18 protein-coding genes are annotated in these 18,278 nt (G+C 52.7%); 4 read left to right on the top strand and 14 right to left on the bottom strand.

Going from position 1 to position 18,278, the window contains the following annotated elements; translation table 11 throughout:
• Positions 1-4: 4 nt before the first annotated feature.
• The 3 genes from ACW73I_RS15875 to ACW73I_RS15865 form a co-directional block, all read right to left on the bottom strand.
• Positions 5-661 (bottom strand): potassium channel family protein, encoded by a 657-nt coding sequence (locus ACW73I_RS15875; RefSeq protein ID WP_458030400.1) that lies wholly within the window; start codon positions 659-661, stop codon positions 5-7.
• The gene (locus ACW73I_RS15870) at positions 658-2,124 is read right to left on the bottom strand and encodes a TrkH family potassium uptake protein (RefSeq protein ID WP_458030399.1); all 1,467 of its coding nucleotides are present in this window, start codon (positions 2,122-2,124) and stop codon (positions 658-660) included. The genes ACW73I_RS15875 and ACW73I_RS15870 overlap by 4 nt, the downstream gene beginning before the upstream one ends.
• Before the next feature lie 243 nt (positions 2,125-2,367).
• A complete protein-coding gene (locus ACW73I_RS15865) occupies positions 2,368-2,586 on the bottom strand; it encodes a Nif11-like leader peptide family natural product precursor (RefSeq protein ID WP_458030398.1) in 219 nt (72 codons plus the stop codon).
• A gap of 504 nt (positions 2,587-3,090) precedes the next feature.
• On the opposite strand from ACW73I_RS15865, the gene ACW73I_RS15860 reads away from it, so the two are divergent.
• Both ACW73I_RS15860 and ACW73I_RS15855 read left to right on the top strand, forming a co-directional pair.
• Positions 3,091-4,275, top strand: a complete 1,185-nt coding sequence (locus ACW73I_RS15860) for a hypothetical protein (RefSeq protein ID WP_458030397.1) — start codon at positions 3,091-3,093, stop codon at positions 4,273-4,275.
• A gap of 9 nt (positions 4,276-4,284) precedes the next feature.
• Positions 4,285-6,846, top strand: a complete 2,562-nt coding sequence (locus ACW73I_RS15855; RefSeq protein WP_458030396.1) for an ArsR family transcriptional regulator — start codon at positions 4,285-4,287, stop codon at positions 6,844-6,846.
• 86 nt (positions 6,847-6,932) lie between these two features.
• On the opposite strand, the gene ACW73I_RS15850 is transcribed toward ACW73I_RS15855, so the two are convergent.
• The 4 genes from ACW73I_RS15850 to ACW73I_RS15835 all read right to left on the bottom strand — a co-directional run bounded on the left by ACW73I_RS15850 (position 6,933) and on the right by ACW73I_RS15835 (position 12,059).
• Complete coding sequence (locus ACW73I_RS15850) at positions 6,933-7,469, bottom strand: REP-associated tyrosine transposase (RefSeq protein ID WP_458030395.1); 537 nt, start codon at positions 7,467-7,469, stop codon at positions 6,933-6,935.
• Between the two features lie 112 nt (positions 7,470-7,581).
• Positions 7,582-7,995, bottom strand: a complete 414-nt coding sequence (locus ACW73I_RS15845; RefSeq protein ID WP_458030394.1) for a hypothetical protein — start codon at positions 7,993-7,995, stop codon at positions 7,582-7,584.
• A gap of 1,017 nt (positions 7,996-9,012) precedes the next feature.
• The gene (locus tag ACW73I_RS15840; RefSeq protein ID WP_458030393.1) at positions 9,013-10,719 is read right to left on the bottom strand and encodes an AAA family ATPase; all 1,707 of its coding nucleotides are present in this window, start codon (positions 10,717-10,719) and stop codon (positions 9,013-9,015) included.
• Positions 10,716-12,059 carry a (Fe-S)-binding protein gene (locus ACW73I_RS15835; protein WP_458030392.1) on the bottom strand — a complete coding sequence of 448 codons (1,344 nt, stop codon included), beginning with the start codon at positions 12,057-12,059 and terminating at the stop codon, positions 10,716-10,718. Before ACW73I_RS15835 ends, ACW73I_RS15840 begins: the two co-directional genes overlap by 4 nt.
• A gap of 243 nt (positions 12,060-12,302) precedes the next feature.
• On the opposite strand from ACW73I_RS15835, the gene ACW73I_RS15830 reads away from it, so the two are divergent.
• Both ACW73I_RS15830 and ACW73I_RS15825 read left to right on the top strand, forming a co-directional pair.
• Positions 12,303-12,602 (top strand): DUF6156 family protein, encoded by a 300-nt coding sequence (locus ACW73I_RS15830; RefSeq protein WP_458030391.1) that lies wholly within the window; start codon positions 12,303-12,305, stop codon positions 12,600-12,602.
• 14 nt (positions 12,603-12,616) lie between these two features.
• The gene (locus ACW73I_RS15825; RefSeq protein WP_458030390.1) at positions 12,617-13,078 is read left to right on the top strand and encodes a GNAT family N-acetyltransferase; all 462 of its coding nucleotides are present in this window, start codon (positions 12,617-12,619) and stop codon (positions 13,076-13,078) included.
• 10 nt (positions 13,079-13,088) lie between these two features.
• Here ACW73I_RS15825 and ACW73I_RS15820 read toward each other — a convergent pair whose 3' ends face one another.
• From ACW73I_RS15820 to nifB, 7 genes are all read right to left on the bottom strand, one after another.
• The gene (locus ACW73I_RS15820; protein ID WP_458030389.1) at positions 13,089-13,664 is read right to left on the bottom strand and encodes a nitrogen fixation protein NifQ; all 576 of its coding nucleotides are present in this window, start codon (positions 13,662-13,664) and stop codon (positions 13,089-13,091) included.
• A gap of 82 nt (positions 13,665-13,746) precedes the next feature.
• Entirely contained in the window at positions 13,747-14,097 is a 351-nt protein-coding gene (locus ACW73I_RS15815; protein WP_458030388.1) for a 2Fe-2S iron-sulfur cluster-binding protein, read from the bottom strand.
• Positions 14,098-14,115: 18 nt separating this feature from the next.
• On the bottom strand, positions 14,116-14,403 hold the full coding sequence (locus ACW73I_RS15810; RefSeq protein ID WP_458030387.1) for a 2Fe-2S iron-sulfur cluster-binding protein: 288 nt from the start codon (positions 14,401-14,403) through the stop codon (positions 14,116-14,118).
• Positions 14,404-14,621: 218 nt separating this feature from the next.
• A complete protein-coding gene (locus ACW73I_RS15805) occupies positions 14,622-15,902 on the bottom strand; it encodes an FprA family A-type flavoprotein (RefSeq protein WP_458030386.1) in 1,281 nt (426 codons plus the stop codon).
• On the bottom strand, positions 15,899-16,324 hold the full coding sequence (locus tag ACW73I_RS15800) for an ArsC/Spx/MgsR family protein (protein WP_458030385.1): 426 nt from the start codon (positions 16,322-16,324) through the stop codon (positions 15,899-15,901). The genes ACW73I_RS15805 and ACW73I_RS15800 overlap by 4 nt, the downstream gene beginning before the upstream one ends.
• Before the next feature lie 4 nt (positions 16,325-16,328).
• A complete protein-coding gene (locus ACW73I_RS15795) occupies positions 16,329-16,607 on the bottom strand; it encodes a ferredoxin (protein WP_458030384.1) in 279 nt (92 codons plus the stop codon).
• Between the two features lie 88 nt (positions 16,608-16,695).
• Positions 16,696-18,189, bottom strand: coding sequence for a nitrogenase cofactor biosynthesis protein NifB (gene nifB, locus ACW73I_RS15790; RefSeq protein ID WP_458030383.1), 1,494 nt, complete (start codon positions 18,187-18,189; stop codon positions 16,696-16,698).
• Between the last annotated feature and the right edge of the window lie 89 nt (positions 18,190-18,278).

The raw sequence follows: 18,278 nt of genomic DNA, 5'->3' as shown, positions 1-18,278 counted from the left end.
TTCGCTACTTCACCTTGCCGCTGGCCCATTTCGCGTGCAATTTTTCGAATTCGTCCGACGTCGTCACCAGTACTACTTCGTCGCCTTTTTCCAGCTTGCCGTCGCTATCGAGCGGCAGGAAGCGGTTATCCCGGTAGCAAAATATCGCCCGCGTTTGTTTGGGTAAGGCCAAATCGCTTACCAAGCCCTCATCGGCTTCATCGGCGATGAAACTGAACAACCTGACATTGCCGCGGAAGATTGCCGACATCTCCAAGATATTGCGGCCGGCGGCGATATTGACCAGATAACGCGCGTTGGTCAAAGTCGGCACGATGGTATCGTTCAAACCGAGTTCGACGCAGATGTGCTCGAACTCCGGATCTTCGATGCGGGTAATCACGCGCTTGACGCCCAAGGAACGCGCCACCAAGCTGGCGATGATATTGGCTTCGTCGCTTTTGGTCAGGCAGAACAACACGTCGATGGAATCGGGATCGGTCTCCTTCAAAATGGCCGGTTTACTGCCATTGCCGTGTATAAACACGCAATCGATTTGTCCCATCAACTCGTCGATCACGGCTTTATCGTTTTCGATGATGACGACCTCATGCCCTACCCGCAATAAGCGTTCGGCGGTTGCGACCGCCAGCGACGAAGCGCCGATGAATACGATCTTCACGTTTTACTCCCCAACTTAAACCAAGTTCGCGGATATAAGAACACCAAGAATGCCATAAATTCCACCCTACCCAACAGCATGTCGACGATTAAGACCAGTTTCAGCAAAGGCTCCAGCTCTACGCGAGTGATGCCCGCCGACAAGCCGGTCGTGGAACAGGCGGATACCACTTCGAACAAGGCATCCAACGGCGCATAACCCATCAGCAAAAAAGGTAACCACGAAAACAGCACGGTGCCGGCGAATATCAACATCAGCAACAGGACTTTTTCGATTTCGTCGGATTCCAGCTTGTCGCCGCGCAATTGCCTCTCCAGGACGGCATGAGGCGGCAAAGCCGAGCGCTGAATGAAAAACTGCAACAAACGCAACACGATCAAGATGCGCAGGATTTTGACACCGCCTGCGGTAGAACCGACGGAACCGCCGATCAGCATCGAGAATATCAGGCTCAATTTGGCGGCATCATCCATGCCGGACACGTCGACGTTGGCGAACCCGGTCGTGGTCTGGGCCGATAAGCCCATCACAACGGCGTTTTGTAATCGGAGAGACGGCTCGGGCGCATCGCAGCAAAAATATAACAAGGCGATGACCAGGAGCGATAGCGCCAGCAAGGCGCGGATTTCCAGATTGAAGGACAATTCGCTTACGCCGTTCTTATAAAAGCGGTAATAGAACGGCAGGGAGACCGCACCGACCACCCCGGTGAAAACCGTCAAAAACTGCGCGTACCAGTCATCCATCTCGGCCAAACTGGCGTCGTAGATCGAAAAGCCGCCGGTCGATACCCCGCTCAGCGCATGGGTCACGGCACTGAACGGCGAAATCCCGGCCGCCAACAGCAGGATAATCGCAAAAGCGGTCAACGCGCTATAAGTCATCAGCAACTTGATCGAATGAGAACGGGCATTGCCCAATAAATCCCGGCTATCGCTGATATCACCCATGACCAGGCGGCGGGTGGCAATGCCTTTATCCATGAACAAGAACGCGATCGAAAATGCCACGATGCCCAAGCCGCCATACCATTGCATCCAGGCCCGCGAAAACAAAAAGCCTTTGGAATGCTGCTGCATCCGGCTGATGGTACTCAAGCCGGTCGTGGTGACGGCCGAAACCGCTTCGAAAAATCCATCGAGATGAGTCATGCCTTCGCTGACAAAAGGCAATCCGCCCGACAGCGCCGACAGAAAAAAAGACAGCGCCGAAATGACCATGACTTCGTTGGTGCGTATATCTTCCGGCGCCCGAATGCGCGAGATCGGCAGGCAAATCGCGCTTAAGAACAGCAAGGAGACCAGTTGCGTCGTCATAAACGCCCAGTCGGCGTCCAACGCCGACACCAGAACCGATGCGCAACGTAATATGATGACCACCAAGCCGATTTTGCCCAGATAGCGCGCCAACACCCGGTAGCGTACCGGTTGCGCTAACGCGCGAGACACATCCGAAAAGCCCATGTAAATTTACAAATGCCGGAAAGAAGATTGCGATAAATTTAGCACCAATTTCATCGCAACTTTGTGAAATCGGAAAGTCCGGGAAAACGGTCCGCGTGGAATCGGTTAAAGCGATACTTGCACGAATACGTTTGAAGCCGCCTGCCGAGTCGGAGGCGGCGAGAAGAAGATCTCTGCGTTAGCTATGATTTGTGAAATGAGGCTTCTCAAACACTGCGTTTGAAAAGCCTTTTCCGCAGAAAATTAGGCTCTTAGCAAAGCCTTGACCAGTTTTTCCGACAATTGATCTTCGGTAAACTGCGGTTCGTTAGGCGGGTACAGCAATACTTCGTCGATATCAAAGCCGGCTTCCTTACCCAAAGATATCAACTCCCGGATTTTGACGCAGGCTTTTAATTTTTCTTTCAAGTCGGGATCGACTTTGGCTTTCTCGGAAAAGTCTTTGATTACTTTAATGGACATACTTATCTCCGTGGTCAGTCTAAACAAGATTGGAATAATCCGACATAGCGTTAGCAAAATGACGACCAATTCTTCAATAAACTTGTCATATCTTTAACTTAGCGGCTATAACCCAGCCCACGACGGCCATATTCCATACAAAAACTATTGAAAAATGTAGCATTTCATACAATTCAATAACAGCTAACCAATTTGTTTGTTGCCCGGGCATCGACTGCCGGCTTGGGCCAAGATTTAGCACGATAGCGTGCCGGCTTGCGCAAACAGCGCTCCTGCCTGGAGCCATGCTGCAACGAACATTTTCCGGTCTTGACGCAAAACAGACAGTACATGAACGAATACGCATCAACGCTTTAGGCAACGGGTGCCAAACAAGCCGGCAAACACCTTGCTTGACTGCGAGGCCAGCCCCGTTTCAGCTCAGCTTTCCTTTTGACTCATAAATACGTTAATATTAACGCACGTTGATTTTAACGTACTAAATGATTTATCTGCGAGGTAATCATGAAAGCTAATCCAGGCGGCCAGATCGATTTAAACGAAATCATAGGGCGCGATCAGGTAATCGAGCAGCTTTGGACAACCCTGGAGCAGCAATCGATACGTATCAACGCCGAACGCCGTATCGGCAAAACGACCGTAATCAAAAAACTTTGCGGCGCGCCAAAAGCCGGCTGGGTGCCGATTTTCCAGGATTTGGAGCAATACCATACCGCGATGGATTTCGCGCAAGCCGTTTACCGGGAAGTAGATAGCTATCTGTCGGCACGTGAGCAAATCGCACGCCGTGCCAAGGATTTCCTGAAATCCGTCGGCGGCACGGAAATCAAGGGCGTGATCAAGCTCCCCGTTGTGAACGACCAAGCCGCATGGAAAGCCCTGCTGACCAAATCGATCGAAGATCTGGTCGAATGCCAACACCGGAAAGACGAACGCCCTTTGTTGCTTTGGGACGAGGTGCCGTTGATGCTGCAAAGCATCGCTGCCCGCGAAAGCCAAGCGACGGCAATGGAGATATTGGATACTTTAAGAGCCCTACGCCAGGAATTGGGTAGCCGCGGCTTACGCATGATTTTGACCGGATCGATCGGTTTTCACCACGTCATAGACAGTTTGAAACAGCAAGGCTACGCCAATTCGCCACTGAACGATTTATACCCTTTCGAATTACCGGTTTTGGAACCGCATTTCGCGCAAGAATTGGCGGCCAAATTGATCGCGGGCGAAAACATCGCGACTACCGACCCGGCATTATCCGCCCAAACCGTTGCCGCGCTCGCCGACGGCTTTCCGTTTTACATCCACCATATCGTCAAGGCCGTCAAGTTATCAGGACAAGAAGCCAGCGCCGACGCGATCGGCAAACAGGTCACCAAGCAATTGTTGGACGGTAACGACCCTTGGGAACTAGCGCATTATCGCGACAGAATCTCGACCTATTACGGCGCCGGTGCCGAAACCATTGTTTTGGCGCTGTTGGATAGCATCGCCGCCGGCGACGATGCGACGGCGGTCGACACCATGCTCCACGAATTGAAAAGCCAGGGCTTGGCTGTGAATAGGGAAGGCTTGCTGAAACTCGTGAAAGCGGTCGAGCAAGACCACTACCTCGCCAAGGACGAACAAGGCCGCTATCGGTTTCGTTTCCCCTTGTTGAAGCGCTGGTGGCGCCTGTCGCGCGGACTATAGGAGCCCGTTATGAGCGAAAAAGCCTTTTTGTCGGTGTTCACGCCTAGCAGGACCGCGCCGGAAGATTTGGAAGCCATCTTCGTGCAACGCCACGCACTGTTGGCCGATGCGGTGGAACGGGTGCGGGAAAGCGCCGGCAGCGGCCATAAACACCATCTATTGTTCGTCGGTCCGCGCGGCACCGGCAAAAGCCATTTGCTGACGCTGTTGGTTCACCGCATCGGTTCAGACGACAGCGTGCGGCAATCGCTACAGATCGCCTGGCTGAACGAAGACGAAACCTGCACCACCCTGCTCGAACTATTGCGGCGCATCTATCTAGCGCTGAGCAAGCGCTACCCCAGCGACTATCAAGCCGACGACCTGGAACCGATTTACGACTTGAATGCAGAGGCCGCCGAACGCTGGCTGGCCGCCTTGTTGCTGGAAAAACTGGCCGGCAAAACCTTGTTAGTAGCACTGGAAAACCTGGATGCCTTATTCGAAGGCCTGGGAAAAGCCGGCCAACAAAAACTGCGAGCATTCATTCAAGAACATCCGGTTATGGCCATCGTCGCCACCGCGCAGCGTTTGGTCGACGACATTGCCAAACGCAACAGTACCTTTTTCGGTTTCTTTCAGACCGAAATGCTGGCCAACTTATCGGTGGAAGAAGCCGCGGAGCTACTGAGCAAAATCGCGGCGCTGAACCGCCAGGATAAAGCCGCCGCCTTTTTACGCGGCCCAACCGGGCGTTCGCGGGTGCGCGCCCTGCATCATCTGTCTGGCGGCAACCACCGGGTTTATCTGGTGCTATCGCAATTCATCACCGGCGACAACATCGATGCCCTGGTCGAACCCTTCGCCAAAATGGTGGATGAAATGACGCCGTATTATCAGGAACGCATCCGTTGGTTGCCGCCGCAACAACGCAAAATCGTCGAATTCTTATGCGGCAGGGAACGGCCGACGCCGGTCAAGGACATGGCCCGCCACCTGTTCGCCAGCCAACAAACCGTCTCCAGTCAACTCAAGGATTTGCGCGAAAAAGGCTATGTGCAATCGGCCCAGCGCGGGCGTGAATCGCTGTACGAAATCGCCGAACCGCTGATGCGCATCTGCGTGGAAATCAAGGAAAACCAAGCCCCCGGCCCCTTGCGCCTGCTGGTGGATTTTTTACGGGTTTGGTACGACGGCGTTCAACTCGACGAACGCTTGTCGGCTTGCACCGAAGACAGTTTGGCCCGCGACTATTTGCAGGCAGCCATCGATAGAAACTCCGTTTTAGGCAATTTGCGGGCTCAGTTGTTGGTCGATGATTTTCGGATTGAGTTGAGTGATGAACAACGGAAGGCTTGGATGTCTTTTATCGAGGACACCGCGCAGCAATCCGAAGAGTTGGCGCTTGCCATAGGGGAGTTGGCCAAGGGAAATCATAAACTAGCGATAAACTACCTGGAAGAGATATGCCGGGAAGCCGAGAAATACCCTCAACCGGTCGTCGAAACGGCATATGCGTTTATCGCCGTGGGTAATTTTGAGTTAGGCCGAATTTTAGCGGGCGTTCTAGCAGTAAATAGCATGCTCACATTTTCAAAAACACCCTGTGAGCTGCTTCTGGCTATTGTTAATCGTCGAGGTTTGGTTTACGAAGACTTGGGCATGACTGAAAAGGCGCTCAACGACTACAGTTTGGTAATCGAATCAGGCAATGTGGCACCGGAACAAACTGCAATAGCGCTGATTCGACGAGGATGGATAAGACTACAAATACGCGAAAATCGAGAAATTGAAGCTGCATTAAAGGATTTTGAAAGCGCTGCCGAGTTGCAAGGCGTTTCGCCGGATCTGATTGCCACTGCGCACTACAACCGAGGCAATACTTTAACTCTATTAAGCAATTTAGCTGGAGCGATTACTGCTTTTACAACGGGAATAGAAATTCCCAAACAATCACCGGAAATAAGGGCGCAAGGTTTATATGGCAGGGGCCTAATCTATCAACTAACAGATAAGTTTGGAGAAGCCATACGCGATTTCAATGCCATTTTATCTCTCCCGAATCTAACGAATAAGTTATCAGTCGATGTGCGACTCGGTTTGGCATTGACGAATTTCAAATCCGGACAGTGGTCGAAAGGAATTACGACACTCGCGGACGGCTTATCCATATTGACACCGGACATCCAACCGGACGAAGCACTATTTTCCGCCATTGTCGGTTTTACTTTTTCCGGCAGCTTATCGACAGCGACCCGCAAACAACGCATCGCCGAATTGGCGCGAGTCTTCGAGCAACATAAGGCATCGAATTACCTGGGCGAGGCACTCATACGCCATCTCGGCGCTATCCTGCGCAATCCCGACGAAACACCGAGCCCCGACAATCTGGAACATTGGTATTCGGCTTGGGAGGCTGCCGGCGCCGGCCGTGAAGCCCTCAAGTTACCCTTGCGCATTATGCGCACCGGCATCGACTTTCTGAAAACCGGCGCTCGGGACCACAGCGTATTACTGGACCTGAACCAGGAGGAACGGCAAATTTTGCTTCAGGCTTTCGGAATCGAGGAGCTCGGCCAAACCTATCCCTAGGTGTTGGCCTGCAATCGTAACGCCCCAAATCAGCGATCAGGGCCGTAGGGCGGATAAGCAAAGCGCCATCCGCCGCGTAAAAGCCATCAATTCTGCCTTTCGCCCGCTTCAAAGAATACTGAATCCAAACCAGCCCAATTCGATGGATAAATACCCTTCTTGACCATACGATGAAAACTGGAATACGGCCATTCCTTAACGGTGCGGGACCAGCCATGTTTTACCGGATTGTAATGAATATAATCCATGTGCATGGCATAATCTTTTTCGTCCATAATCGTATGCTCCCAAAACCGCCTTTGCCATATTCCACGTTCATGCCGCTTTATCCTGATTTCGGAGCGATACTCGGTTTTCGGAACCGATTTAGCAAACGCCTTTTTGATTGCGCGCCATCGATCCGAATATCGGTCATCGCCCGGAGGTAATGTCCAGATCGCATGCATGTGATCCGGCAAAACCACCCAAGCATCAATATGAAATGGTTGTGTTCCCCGAACAACACGTACCGCTTCCCGCAAGTCGTCAATTTGCTCGACTAACAACGCCAATTTCCGTTCAAGCAAGTTGACGGTGAAGAAATACGTTCCGCCAGGAACACGATTACGTCGATAATTTGACATGACAGAAGTTTAACCAATTTGGCGGATGGCGTTTCACTTATCCGCCCTACGGCCCTGCTGCTTTCGCGTTCAGTCAAGAAATCGATTACGGATTGTACGGTAGCGGTCATAATTAAATTCCCAAGAATTCAACATCAACAGATATAAATCGTTTGCCATTGAAAAACTCACCTATTGCACCAAAGGCATCCCTAATCAATTGCAGAACCTCGTCTTTTTGGCTTTGCAAAACTTTTGGTAAAGTTAACTTATGCACACGCCATGACATCACAGCGCCTTGCCCCGTAAAAGTTTTCGGCAACGGGTCAGCCGCAATATGAATGAACTCGTTTTTCCAGCTTAATGTGTAATAGTCAGTTACTTGCGTTCCTTCATATGGCCCTCCTTCCTTTTTTGTAAGAATAATGAAGGCATCCCGGTTTCGATCAACAGCCCAGCGTGTCGAAAGTTGCAGGTTAAAGCCAATCTGGTCTGCATCAGGTCTGGCCAGTTCTTCTTGGGGAATTTTCTCAATTACAAATGACATAGATGTTATCTCCTGCTTGGTTACTATACGGGACTATCCGTTTATTAAAGTCATCTGCCTCTCCGGTTAACCCGCTTAGCCCTCGTAACGCGATAAGGTGCGCCGATAGGATGTACCGACGTAAGGAGGCGCATCTGTCGAGTTACTCAATTCCGTTAATATCCGGTCTTTCATCATTTCCCCAATTGGTTTCATAAATACCTTGTTTTACATAACGGTGAAAACCCGAATAAGGCCTTTATGCCCTCTGGGTAAATCGATTACTCTTTTAACTTGACCGTGTTTCACAGGATTCCAAGACCGTAAGGCACAACAACCAACGGTCATTTGGCCGTATTGTTAAATTGAAACCATTTGCCGACAGACTCATTTTCATTTGAACATTCCCAAGCTGAAAGTTAAACCAATTGCGCATTACGTCATTTCCCCAATGGTATCAGGCATTTGCCGTATGACATGCCGCCAAAAACCTTAGCAAATTGACTAGGCTGTCATTTGTTTGGGTCGGTAGTGTGGTAGGCTGGGTCGAGCAACGCGAAACCCACCAGATACTTTGAAATAAACGAGTTTCTTTGCATTAAACAAAACAACCGCTGGGTGACAAAACATATCAGCTTCGAACCTGGGTTTCATTATCATTCAACCCAGCCTACTTCCACAAACGCAGATTCAGCTTATTATCTATTAGAGATCATTTGAAAGTTCAACCGGCAGTTGCAAATAATTTCGGTTGGAGCGCTCGTCATTTGCATTTTATTCCGGTCGAAAATTGCGCTGATTGTAGGTTTACGGCTTTTTGATTGCCAGTTGCTACACTTAGGATATCGTCACAAATAACTTCCCCCTTTAAAAAAGGGGGGATCGAGGGGGATTTTAAAAATCTCTCCCAGCCCCTCTTTATCAAAGAGGGGCGCAACAATCGCGTCATTCCGAACAATTCGAATTCCGGAAAGTTATTCGTGATCACGTCCTTAGCTATAAAGGCCGCCCGATTTTGCGCCGGAAGGCGAAATGCGCTTAAGCCGCCTGTTCCAACAGTTCCAGGCCTCGGAACACCGAACAACGTTTGAATACTTCCAAATCCGGCGGCAGTTGTTTTTGCTGGCAGAATTTGGCGACCAGCTTGGTCAAGCCTTTGATGTCGCGGCCGGAGGCGTTCGGAAACAGCGCGGCCAGTTCGTCGATCAAGCCTTCGGCGATCGGCAGCGAGAATTGTTCGGTCATGACCCGCCAGATTTTGCAACGGTCGTCGTGGTCCGGCATGTCGTAACGCACCAGGGCGATGCAGCGGGAAATGATGGCGTCGTCGATGTCGTCGACCCGGTTGGTGGTCATGAACAGCAGGCCGTTGAAATATTCCAATACCCTGAGGAACACGCCGACCACCGCGTTCGACGCCAGATTGTCCGCGCGCTTTTTGATGTAAACGTCGGCCTCGTCGATCAGCATCACCGCGCCCCAGCGCTGCGCCCGGATCAGGGTTTCCTTCAAGGTCTTTTCCATTTCGGCGACATTCAGGCCTAGCTGCCCGGAATGCACCCGGTACAAGGGGCGCTTGATGATTTCCGAATAGACTTCGGCGGTCAAGGTCTTGCCGACGCCCGCCGGCCCCGCGCATAACACCGTAGTGCCGCCGGATTTTCCGGCAACGATGTCGTCCAGCAACATATCCATTTCCGCGGTCAGGATATCGATCAAATCGGTCTGCTCGGGCGGCAGAATCAATTTTTGCTTCAATTCCGGTTGGTACACATATGGCTGCATGTCGTCGACGTGCACCCAAACGTGATGGTGCAGTTCCAGATGAAAAGTCAGGATATAACCGTGCACCGGCATCTCGATGAAAAGTCCCGCCGGTATCTCGCCTTTGAAGGCTTCCACGGCGGCTTCGGCCTTGCTGTCGTAGCGCATGCTTTTGCCAGCCTTGCGCAAATATTTGCCTAGTATGTCGCCCGAGGCATCCAAGCTTAACGCCCGTTCGCTCAGGATGTTTTCGTCGTTGACCAAGCGGCAGGCGCCGCCGCCCGACGACAACACCACGGTATTCTTGCGGGTCCAATCGCTGCTGCGGTGGCTGGCGGTCGGGTCTTCCGCGTAAACGCCGGTGCCCCAGCCGGAAAACTGTTCGCCGTAGCGCCCGCGCCAATCGAAATAGCGGCTGACCGATTCGTCGTAGCTGGCGATCAATTCCGGCGTTTCTTTCAGATAGCTTTTGCTGGCGAAAATTTCCGGCAGCGTCCTGTCGGCCAAGTCCTTGGCGCGTATGATCAGGGTTTCGTTGGCGATTTTGCCTTTGCTGTTGGCTTTCAATTCGATCAGGATGCGCCCGGCCTCTTCTTCGCCCGGCGGTGTGTAATCCAGCCGGGTGATCAAATAGGCGAAGGTGCGGCCGGACGATTCGACATGAAACAGCCAGCCGCGTATCGCATCTTGCACCAAGTAGTCGGCGATGGCCGGCATCAGCATCTCCAACTGCTCGGCGCCGTAACGGACACTGTCGTCCTGCAGCGCCGTTTGCAAGGCATTGATCAAGGCCGCCTGCTGCTGCAAGGCGTCGCCGGCCTGGGCGTAAATGCCGGCCAGGCTGGTCAGTTCGGACTGGGTGAGTTGGTCGTACGTCACCAGGGCTTTGCTGCCGAAACGCAACTGGTCTTTTAGGAATTGCAGACGCGGATGTTCGCTTAACAGCGGTTCCAGGTGGTCTTTTTCGATATGCAATTTCATGAATTCACTCCTGTGGCAAAACATAGCACTTCGGCGAGATGCAGGGGTTTGCCGAAGCCGCCGTTATCGATTTGTTGCTGGCAAGAAAAGCCGTTGCTGACGATCACGGCATCGGGTTCCGCCCTGAGCGCCGGAAACAACGCCAATTCGGCCATGGCTTGGGAATGTTGGTAATGTTCGGATTCGACGCCGAAGTTGCCGGCCATGCCGCAGCAGGACGACTCGATCAATTCGAAATCCAAGTCCGGAACCTGTTTCAACAGCTTCCGCACCGATTTGATTGCGCCGACGGCTTTTTGATGGCAATGGCCGTGCAGCAACACGCGTTTTTGCTCGGGCAAGGCATGAAACGGCAGCGTCCAACGTTTGGCGGTCTGCTCCTTGACGATAAACTCTTCCAACAGCAACACTTTCTCGGCCAGCTTTTTGGCCGGCTCGCCCAAGCCCAGCGTCAGGTACTCGTCGCGCAAACTGAGGATGCACGACGGCTCCAGGCCGACGATGGGATCGCCCGATTCGATATGCGCCGACATGGCCGCCAACATACGCTTGGCCTCGGCCTTGGCCCGGTCGATATGGCCGTTGGAAAAATAGGTGCGCCCGCAGCACAGCGGCCGCTTCGACGGATCGCCGGCCGAAGGACCTGCAACTTGGACGCGATAACCGGCGGCTTGCAGCAACCGGCGGGCGGCCTGAGCCGCTTGGGGATTGAAATAGAAATTGAAGGTGTCGACGAACAGCACCACGGATTGAGCGCCCGAATCGGCTTTCGTTTCGGCACCGGCATCGAAAGGCTGCGCGGCCGGCTCGGGCAGCGGCCTCAATGCGCTAACCCCTAATGCCGCGTCGCTTAACTTGGCCGCCCAAGCGAAGCGGTTGCGCCAGCGGATCAGGCGCGCAACCAGCGGCCAACGCAGCAGTCGCGGCAATTCGGCCCAGATCCTTTGCCTGAGCGGCACGCCCCAATGCTTGGCTCTTTGGGTCAGATATTCGGCCTTGATCAAGGCCATGTCGACGCCGTTTTCGCATTCGCGCTTGCAGCCTTTGCAGGACACACACAAGTCCATCGCGTCGGCCAGTTCCGAATTGAAAAATGCCCGGCTGTCTTCGGCATTCAGCGCCGCTTTCAACAATTTGACCCGGCCGCCCGGCGTTAAAGCCGCTTGATGGCTGATCCGGTAACTGGGGCACATGACGCCCTTGCCTTCCTGTTCGCATTGCTTGCTGCCGATACAAACCGCGATCGCTTTGGCGTAATCCGCGCCCTGCTTGGGAATGTCGGCATAAGCGTCGCCCATGCCGGCATTTTCGTAGGCCGACCAATCCAAGAACAATTTCATAAACGCATCGATTCATTTGAAAACCCCAGCCAAGCAAAATCAGCGCCATACGGCTTGCCATGGGATTTAAGCCTTGCGCGGCCAACGCTTTGTCGCAAAGCCTACAATGACATCGCCATGGATGCACAAGCGACACGGTATTAAACCGTCCGAACCGCGAAACACGCGGCTTCGGCACGATTACGCAGCTGGCTTAAACCTTGCTATCAGTAAGTTTATTTTGACGCAACCGAATCACCGAGCATGACCACACCAAGCAATCAATGCCGCTATTTCGTCAGTTACAGCGGCGTCAACCTGCCCTTGAAATTAGTCAACGAATTGCAGGAAGGCGACCGAGCCAACCGCAATACCTTTTTCGTGGGCTTTTACGACGAACAAGACCGTTTGGTGCGCTGCGAGAAAAGGGTGTACGGCGAGCTGGAATTGCTGCATTGCTACGAATACCACGATAACGGCGCACTGAAACAGGCCGAAATTACCGATGTCGACGAAGAAGTGGTGGTTTTGCATTTCGACTTAGCGGGTAAACCGGTCAAGTAATGGAAACACGGGCCGTGCAAGACGTTTTCGGCATTGCCGAGGCGAGCGAAGGCGATATTCCCGCCTTATGCGACTTGCTCGGCGTGTTATTCGGACAGGAAGCCGAATTCGAGCCGAATGCGCAAAACCAACGGCGCGGTCTGGCGGAAATCATCGCCAATCCGGCTGTCGGCAGAATCTTTGTGGCCCGCTCGGGCGACAACGCGGCAGGCATGATTAATCTGCTGTTCAGCATCTCCACCGCCTTGGGCGGCCGGGTGGCCTGGCTGGAAGACATGGTCGTCGCGCCGGCTTACCGCGGCAAGGGCGTCGGCTCGGCATTGCTAACGCACGCCGTCGGTTATTGCCGCGCTCAAGGCGTCAAGAGAATCACCTTATTGACCGACGCTAGTAACATCGAAGCGCAGCGCTTCTATAAAAAACAGGGATTCGCCCGTTCCGAGATGTTGCCGATGAGGTATTTATTCGAGGATTGATACGGCGTTTTCAATCTTCCGGCCCGAAACATTGCTGATAGTCCTGGCACACTTCGCAAGAAGGCGCTCTGCAGACATAAAGGCCTTCCTCTTCGCACAATTGTTTATATAAAAACTTTTTCCACTTCATGTCCTTGTTGTTGCGCGCGGCCAATTCCGGAAAATTATGATTCAGCAGGGCCGATAATTCCTTGCGGTTCCAAAGCCCCAAGTCTTGCCACAAGTGGTCGCTCCCCAGGCAGGCGGCGACGATGATGGCAATCAGGCATTCGGTTTCCTGGTCCTGTTTGCTGGCAAAGCGGCGCAACAGCTGCTCCATATCCTGTTTTTCCAGCATGCGGCTGAAATCCAAGGTCTTGCCGGATGGCGCATCGGGCTCCAGGCGATAGGACGAAAAACGCTCGACCAATAGATGCTCGAATTGCGGCTCGCTCAAGGCCAAACGATCGGGCAATACGCCCTCGCCCACTTGCCAGCTGGCGATGATCCGGGCCAACCAGAAGGAATTTTCTCTGTTGTCGGCACAAGCGATTAGTTCATCGAAAATCTGTTGGCGCGTGCTCAACGGAACAGGCTTCGGCTGCATGACGGCTACCCTCCTGCAAACTAAATGTCCCACCGGTTACGCATAGACTGCACCAAGGCCAGTGAGACAGGACTACTACAAATTAATATTCGACGCGAATATCTTCATCGCGCACGATCATCTGACAAGCCAAGCGCCAGTCGCACGGCAAGTCGTCGACGATCATCTTTTCCAACTCTTCGCTGGTTACTTTGCCGAGTTGTTTCAAGATGGTTTTTTCTTTCTCGGTTAAGGGGCCTCCCATACGCTGGTTTTTCTTATCCAGACTGGTGACCTTTACTAAGCAAGTACCGCATTCGCCGTCTTCGCATTCAAATTGAATCGGAATTTTATTTTCCAACGCCAGCTTCAGAACGGTTTGCGTGTGGCTACCAGCTACCGCATAAACGGTTTTGTCCTTATACTCAGGACTGGTAAATGTAACTAATGCCATCGAAAGTACCTCTCTAATTTATGCGGGTTTAACGGTAATTTTGCCGCCCAACACCTGGGCCTGGCAGGCCAAACGGTTATGCTTGCCCGCCATGTTTTCCCGCAGAATCTTGTCTTCCAATACCGAAGGCTCGCTCAAATGATTCCAGCCATCGGTGACTTTCATCAAACAAGTTCCACAGTCGCCTTCGCGGCAACCGTAGGTAATTCCCGAACCGACTTTTTCCGAGATCTCGATAACGCGAGTCCCGGCCGGCACGGTAACTGTGACATTAATGTCTTCAAATGTAATGGTCGCTTTGGCCATTGATAACACTCCATAAGATGAAAAAAATAAAATCCCGGAAACCGCCTAATCCGACGCATTTCCGTTTTGAAACCCCAACGGGGCTCCCGATTTTTCACTGCCGTAAGGCAATGCAATGACCGAGGCCTTCCTGGCTCGGCTCAACCTGCGGCTAAACAGGTTAATTTGTTGTCGCAGATCGGCCCCGCGCCGAGCAAACGCGGGCTTTTTCTCATCATTCAAGTCAAATCGGCAAAATTGAGTACCTTGGCTTCGCGCGTACCGGTCAACTCCTGCGCCAATTCCATACCGAATGCCTTGCATTCGACGATCTCGTCTTCGGTCGGGATCAATTTGACGCGCAGCCCGGGAATCGGAACCCTAAACTTCAGGCCGCGCAGCCGGTCTTCGACCAAACGCACGCCCTCGCCCGACCAACCGTACGAGCCGAATACCCCGCCGAGCTTGCCCTTTAAATTGACCACGGTCAGCGACGACAACAGGTCCCAGATCGGCTTGACCGCGTCGCCGTTGATGGTCGGCGTGCCGAATACCAAACCGTCGGCCTCCTCGATCAGGTCCACGAAAGGCGAGACTTCTCCGCCTTCCAAGTCGTACAGCGAAACGCGCACGTCCGGAATCTGCACCGCGCCTTGATAGATCGCCTCGGCCATCCGGCGGGTATTTCCGTAGGAACTGATGTAAAAAATCAGCAGGGTTTTTTGATGCGGTCTGATTTCGCTGTGCAAGGACGGACTCGATAGCTGCCGGTAGCGCTGAATGTAACGCTCGGGACTGTCGCGCAGGATCGGGCCGTGAGTCGGTGCAATCAAGTTCAACGGCAAAGGCTCGATCAAGTCGAGGGCTAGCGTCACGTATTCTTTGAACGGCCGCATGATGTGGGCGTAGTAATATTCGAACGAAAAACGGAAATCGCCGACTTGATCGTTGAACAAGCGCTTGTCGCAGAAATGGCAACCGAACACGTCGCCGGAAAAAAGAATGCCTTCCTCGGGCGTATAGGTACATTGGGTATCGGGCCAATGCAGATAAGGCGTGTGTAGGAACTGCAAGCACCGGTCGCCCAAAGACACCGTGTCGCCGGTGATTACCGGCGTAAAACTCAAGCTGTCTTTCTTTAACAATGCCTTTAGCATTGATTGGGCTTTTTGCGAGATATATAACTGGGCTTGCGGCGCCCTGCGCATCAGTTCCGGCAATGCCCCGGTATGGTCGGGTTCCAAGTGGTTCAGCACGATGACTTTGATCTCGGAATAATCCGCCGCGCTTTCCAACCGTGCGAAGAAATCCTCGGCAAAGCCTTCTTTGACGGTATCGATCACGGCCACGCCATCGCTGCCGCGCACCAGATAAGCGTTGTAACTGGTACCGTTAGCCGTTTTTAGAATAATGTCAAAAATTCTGAGATTCGGATCGAAAGCGCCTATCCAATAGACTCTGTCCGATAACGCGACCGCTTGGGGAACGCCGTCGCCGTTCTCCAAAATCGCTTGATTCATGGCCGGCACGCTTGTTGTTTCCGCTGTCTCGGGCAGGTTTCCAAATCGTCGCTTAGACCTTCGTTAGATAAACCCAACCAAGCATCTATTCTTTCGGAATCGAATCCGGCCCGGCGGCGACCGTCCACTTCCATCAGCGGACGGCGTATCAGGATAGGGTCTTCAACCATTAAATCGATTGCTTGACGTTCGTTAAGCAATTCCGGGACGACCGTACCGTTCTTGATGGCCGGCGCGCTGCGGTTAAACCATTCGGCTACCGGCAGACCGCCGAAGAAAGAGCGCAACAAGTGACGGTTGGCCGCCCAAGGAAATTGCAATAAATCGTAAACCACCAATAAATGACCAGCTTTAACCAATAGCTGCTTCTGCCGGGTGTTGTTAAAACATCCCGGTTTTTCATAGAAATGTATGGTGGCCATAGCCTTAGTGAGCTTGAAGTTCAGCCATCGCTTCCGCCATTTTTTCCGGAGGAATACCCGTCAACGATCCCGGTTGATTGATCGCAGTGCCATTCGCATCGAGTATCGCACCTTCGATAGGGCAAATACTGGCGCATTGCGGCACGTCGAAGTCGCCGACACATTCCGTGCATTTTTTAGGATTGATCAAAAAATAGGCTTCGGCTTTATAAATAGCTTTGCTAGGGCACAAAGGTTCGCAGGCGTAACAATTGACGCAGGTGTTAATAATTTTTAAAGCCATAGGATTAGTCCTGTCGTATTGTGAATTTGGCGTCGTCCAAGCCGCCGGGTTAGCTTGAAAAACAAACCTAACCCGGCGATTTTCGGACCTATGCGGTAGCGCGTTCGGCGCCGCGAGCTTCCTCCAGCTTGCCCGACTCGGCCATTTCCTTGTACACAGCCATTACGGCGTCTTCGATCGGTTCCATCGCATGTTCACCGTTAGGCATGATGCCGGCTTGTTCCAGCATGTCCCAAGGCTCGTAACCGATTTTCGAACACAACACCGCTTCGCAGCCTTCCAGGGTACGGATGGTGCGCTGCAACACGCTTTCGCCGTCGCCGCAGGTATCGTCGCCGCTACAGTACAAGTCGGTTTTACGGTGGCTCATGAAACGCACGCCATCGGGCGAAGCTTCATAGATCAAGAACTCTTTGGCATGACCAAAATGTTGGTTAATGACGCCTTGACCGCTGGTCGCCACGGCCATCAACACCGGACGAGTATTCAGCTTGACCTGAGCGACTTGTTTTGCGGCTTTTTCCTCTTTAGCGGCACGTTTACTGTGCATCTCGTCGGCAATGGCCTCATGGATCACTTTGCGTTTTTCCATCGCCGCTTGATAATCGATTTCCATGTCCTCGATCTTGTCCAAAGTAAACTCGTCGCCGCGGTCTTCGCCCAACAGACCGACCGCGTCGGCACGGCATTGGCGGCAATGACGCATCATGTTCATGTCGCCGGAACAGGCATCCTGCAGATCCATCAATTCATCCTGAGTCGGGCTACGTTGTCCCATCACACCGTAGAAGGTGCCGTGCTCGGCTTCGGCGATCAGCGGCATCACGTTATGCAGAAATGCGCCTTTGGCCTTTACGGTCTTACTGACTTCGACCAGATGCTTGTCGTTGACACCCGGGATCATAACGGAATTGACCTTGACCAGAATGCCCTTGGCGACCAGCATCTCCAGGCCTTTTTGCTGCTGTTCGATTAGAATGCGCGCGCCTTCCACACCATGAATACGTTTGTGTTCCCAGAAAATCCATGGGTAAATCTTGGCGCCGATTTCAGGATCGAGCGTGTTGATCGTAATCGTCACGTGATCGATGTTATGTTTGGACAATTCTTCGACGGATTCCGGCAACGCCAAGCCGTTAGTCGATACACACAACTTAATATCGGGCGCATCCTGGCTCAGGCGGCGGAAGGTTTCGAATGTCCGCTCCGGATTGGCTAATGGGTCGCCGGGGCCGGCGATGCCCAACACCGTCATCTGCGGAATCGTGGCCGCGACGGCCATGGTTTTCTTAACCGCTTGATCGGGAGTCAACAGCTCCGAAACCACACCCGGACGCGATTCGTTGGCGCAGTCGTATTTTCGATTACAATAATGGCACTGGATATTGCAAGCCGGTGCCACAGCCACGTGCATACGGGCAAAGTAGTGATGAGCGTCTTCGGAATAGCACGGGTGGTTCTCCACCTTAGCTCGAATATCGTCGGACAAATGGCCCAATTGATCGTCGCTTGAGCCGCATGAGTGGGAAGAGCAGCCGCCTGCGCTTGCTGCTGGTTGTTCGTTTAATACTGGCAGTTCCATGAATGTCACCTCGCTTGTTTGTCAGAAACTGTAGATGCATAGACCGTACCAATAATCAAATATAAAATATGATATTGATTTTAAACAAC

The organism is Methylomonas sp. MgM2, assembly GCF_054172045.1.
The sequence above is the reverse complement of the archived record's forward strand: the minus strand, read 5'-3'. Positions and strand labels throughout refer to the sequence as shown.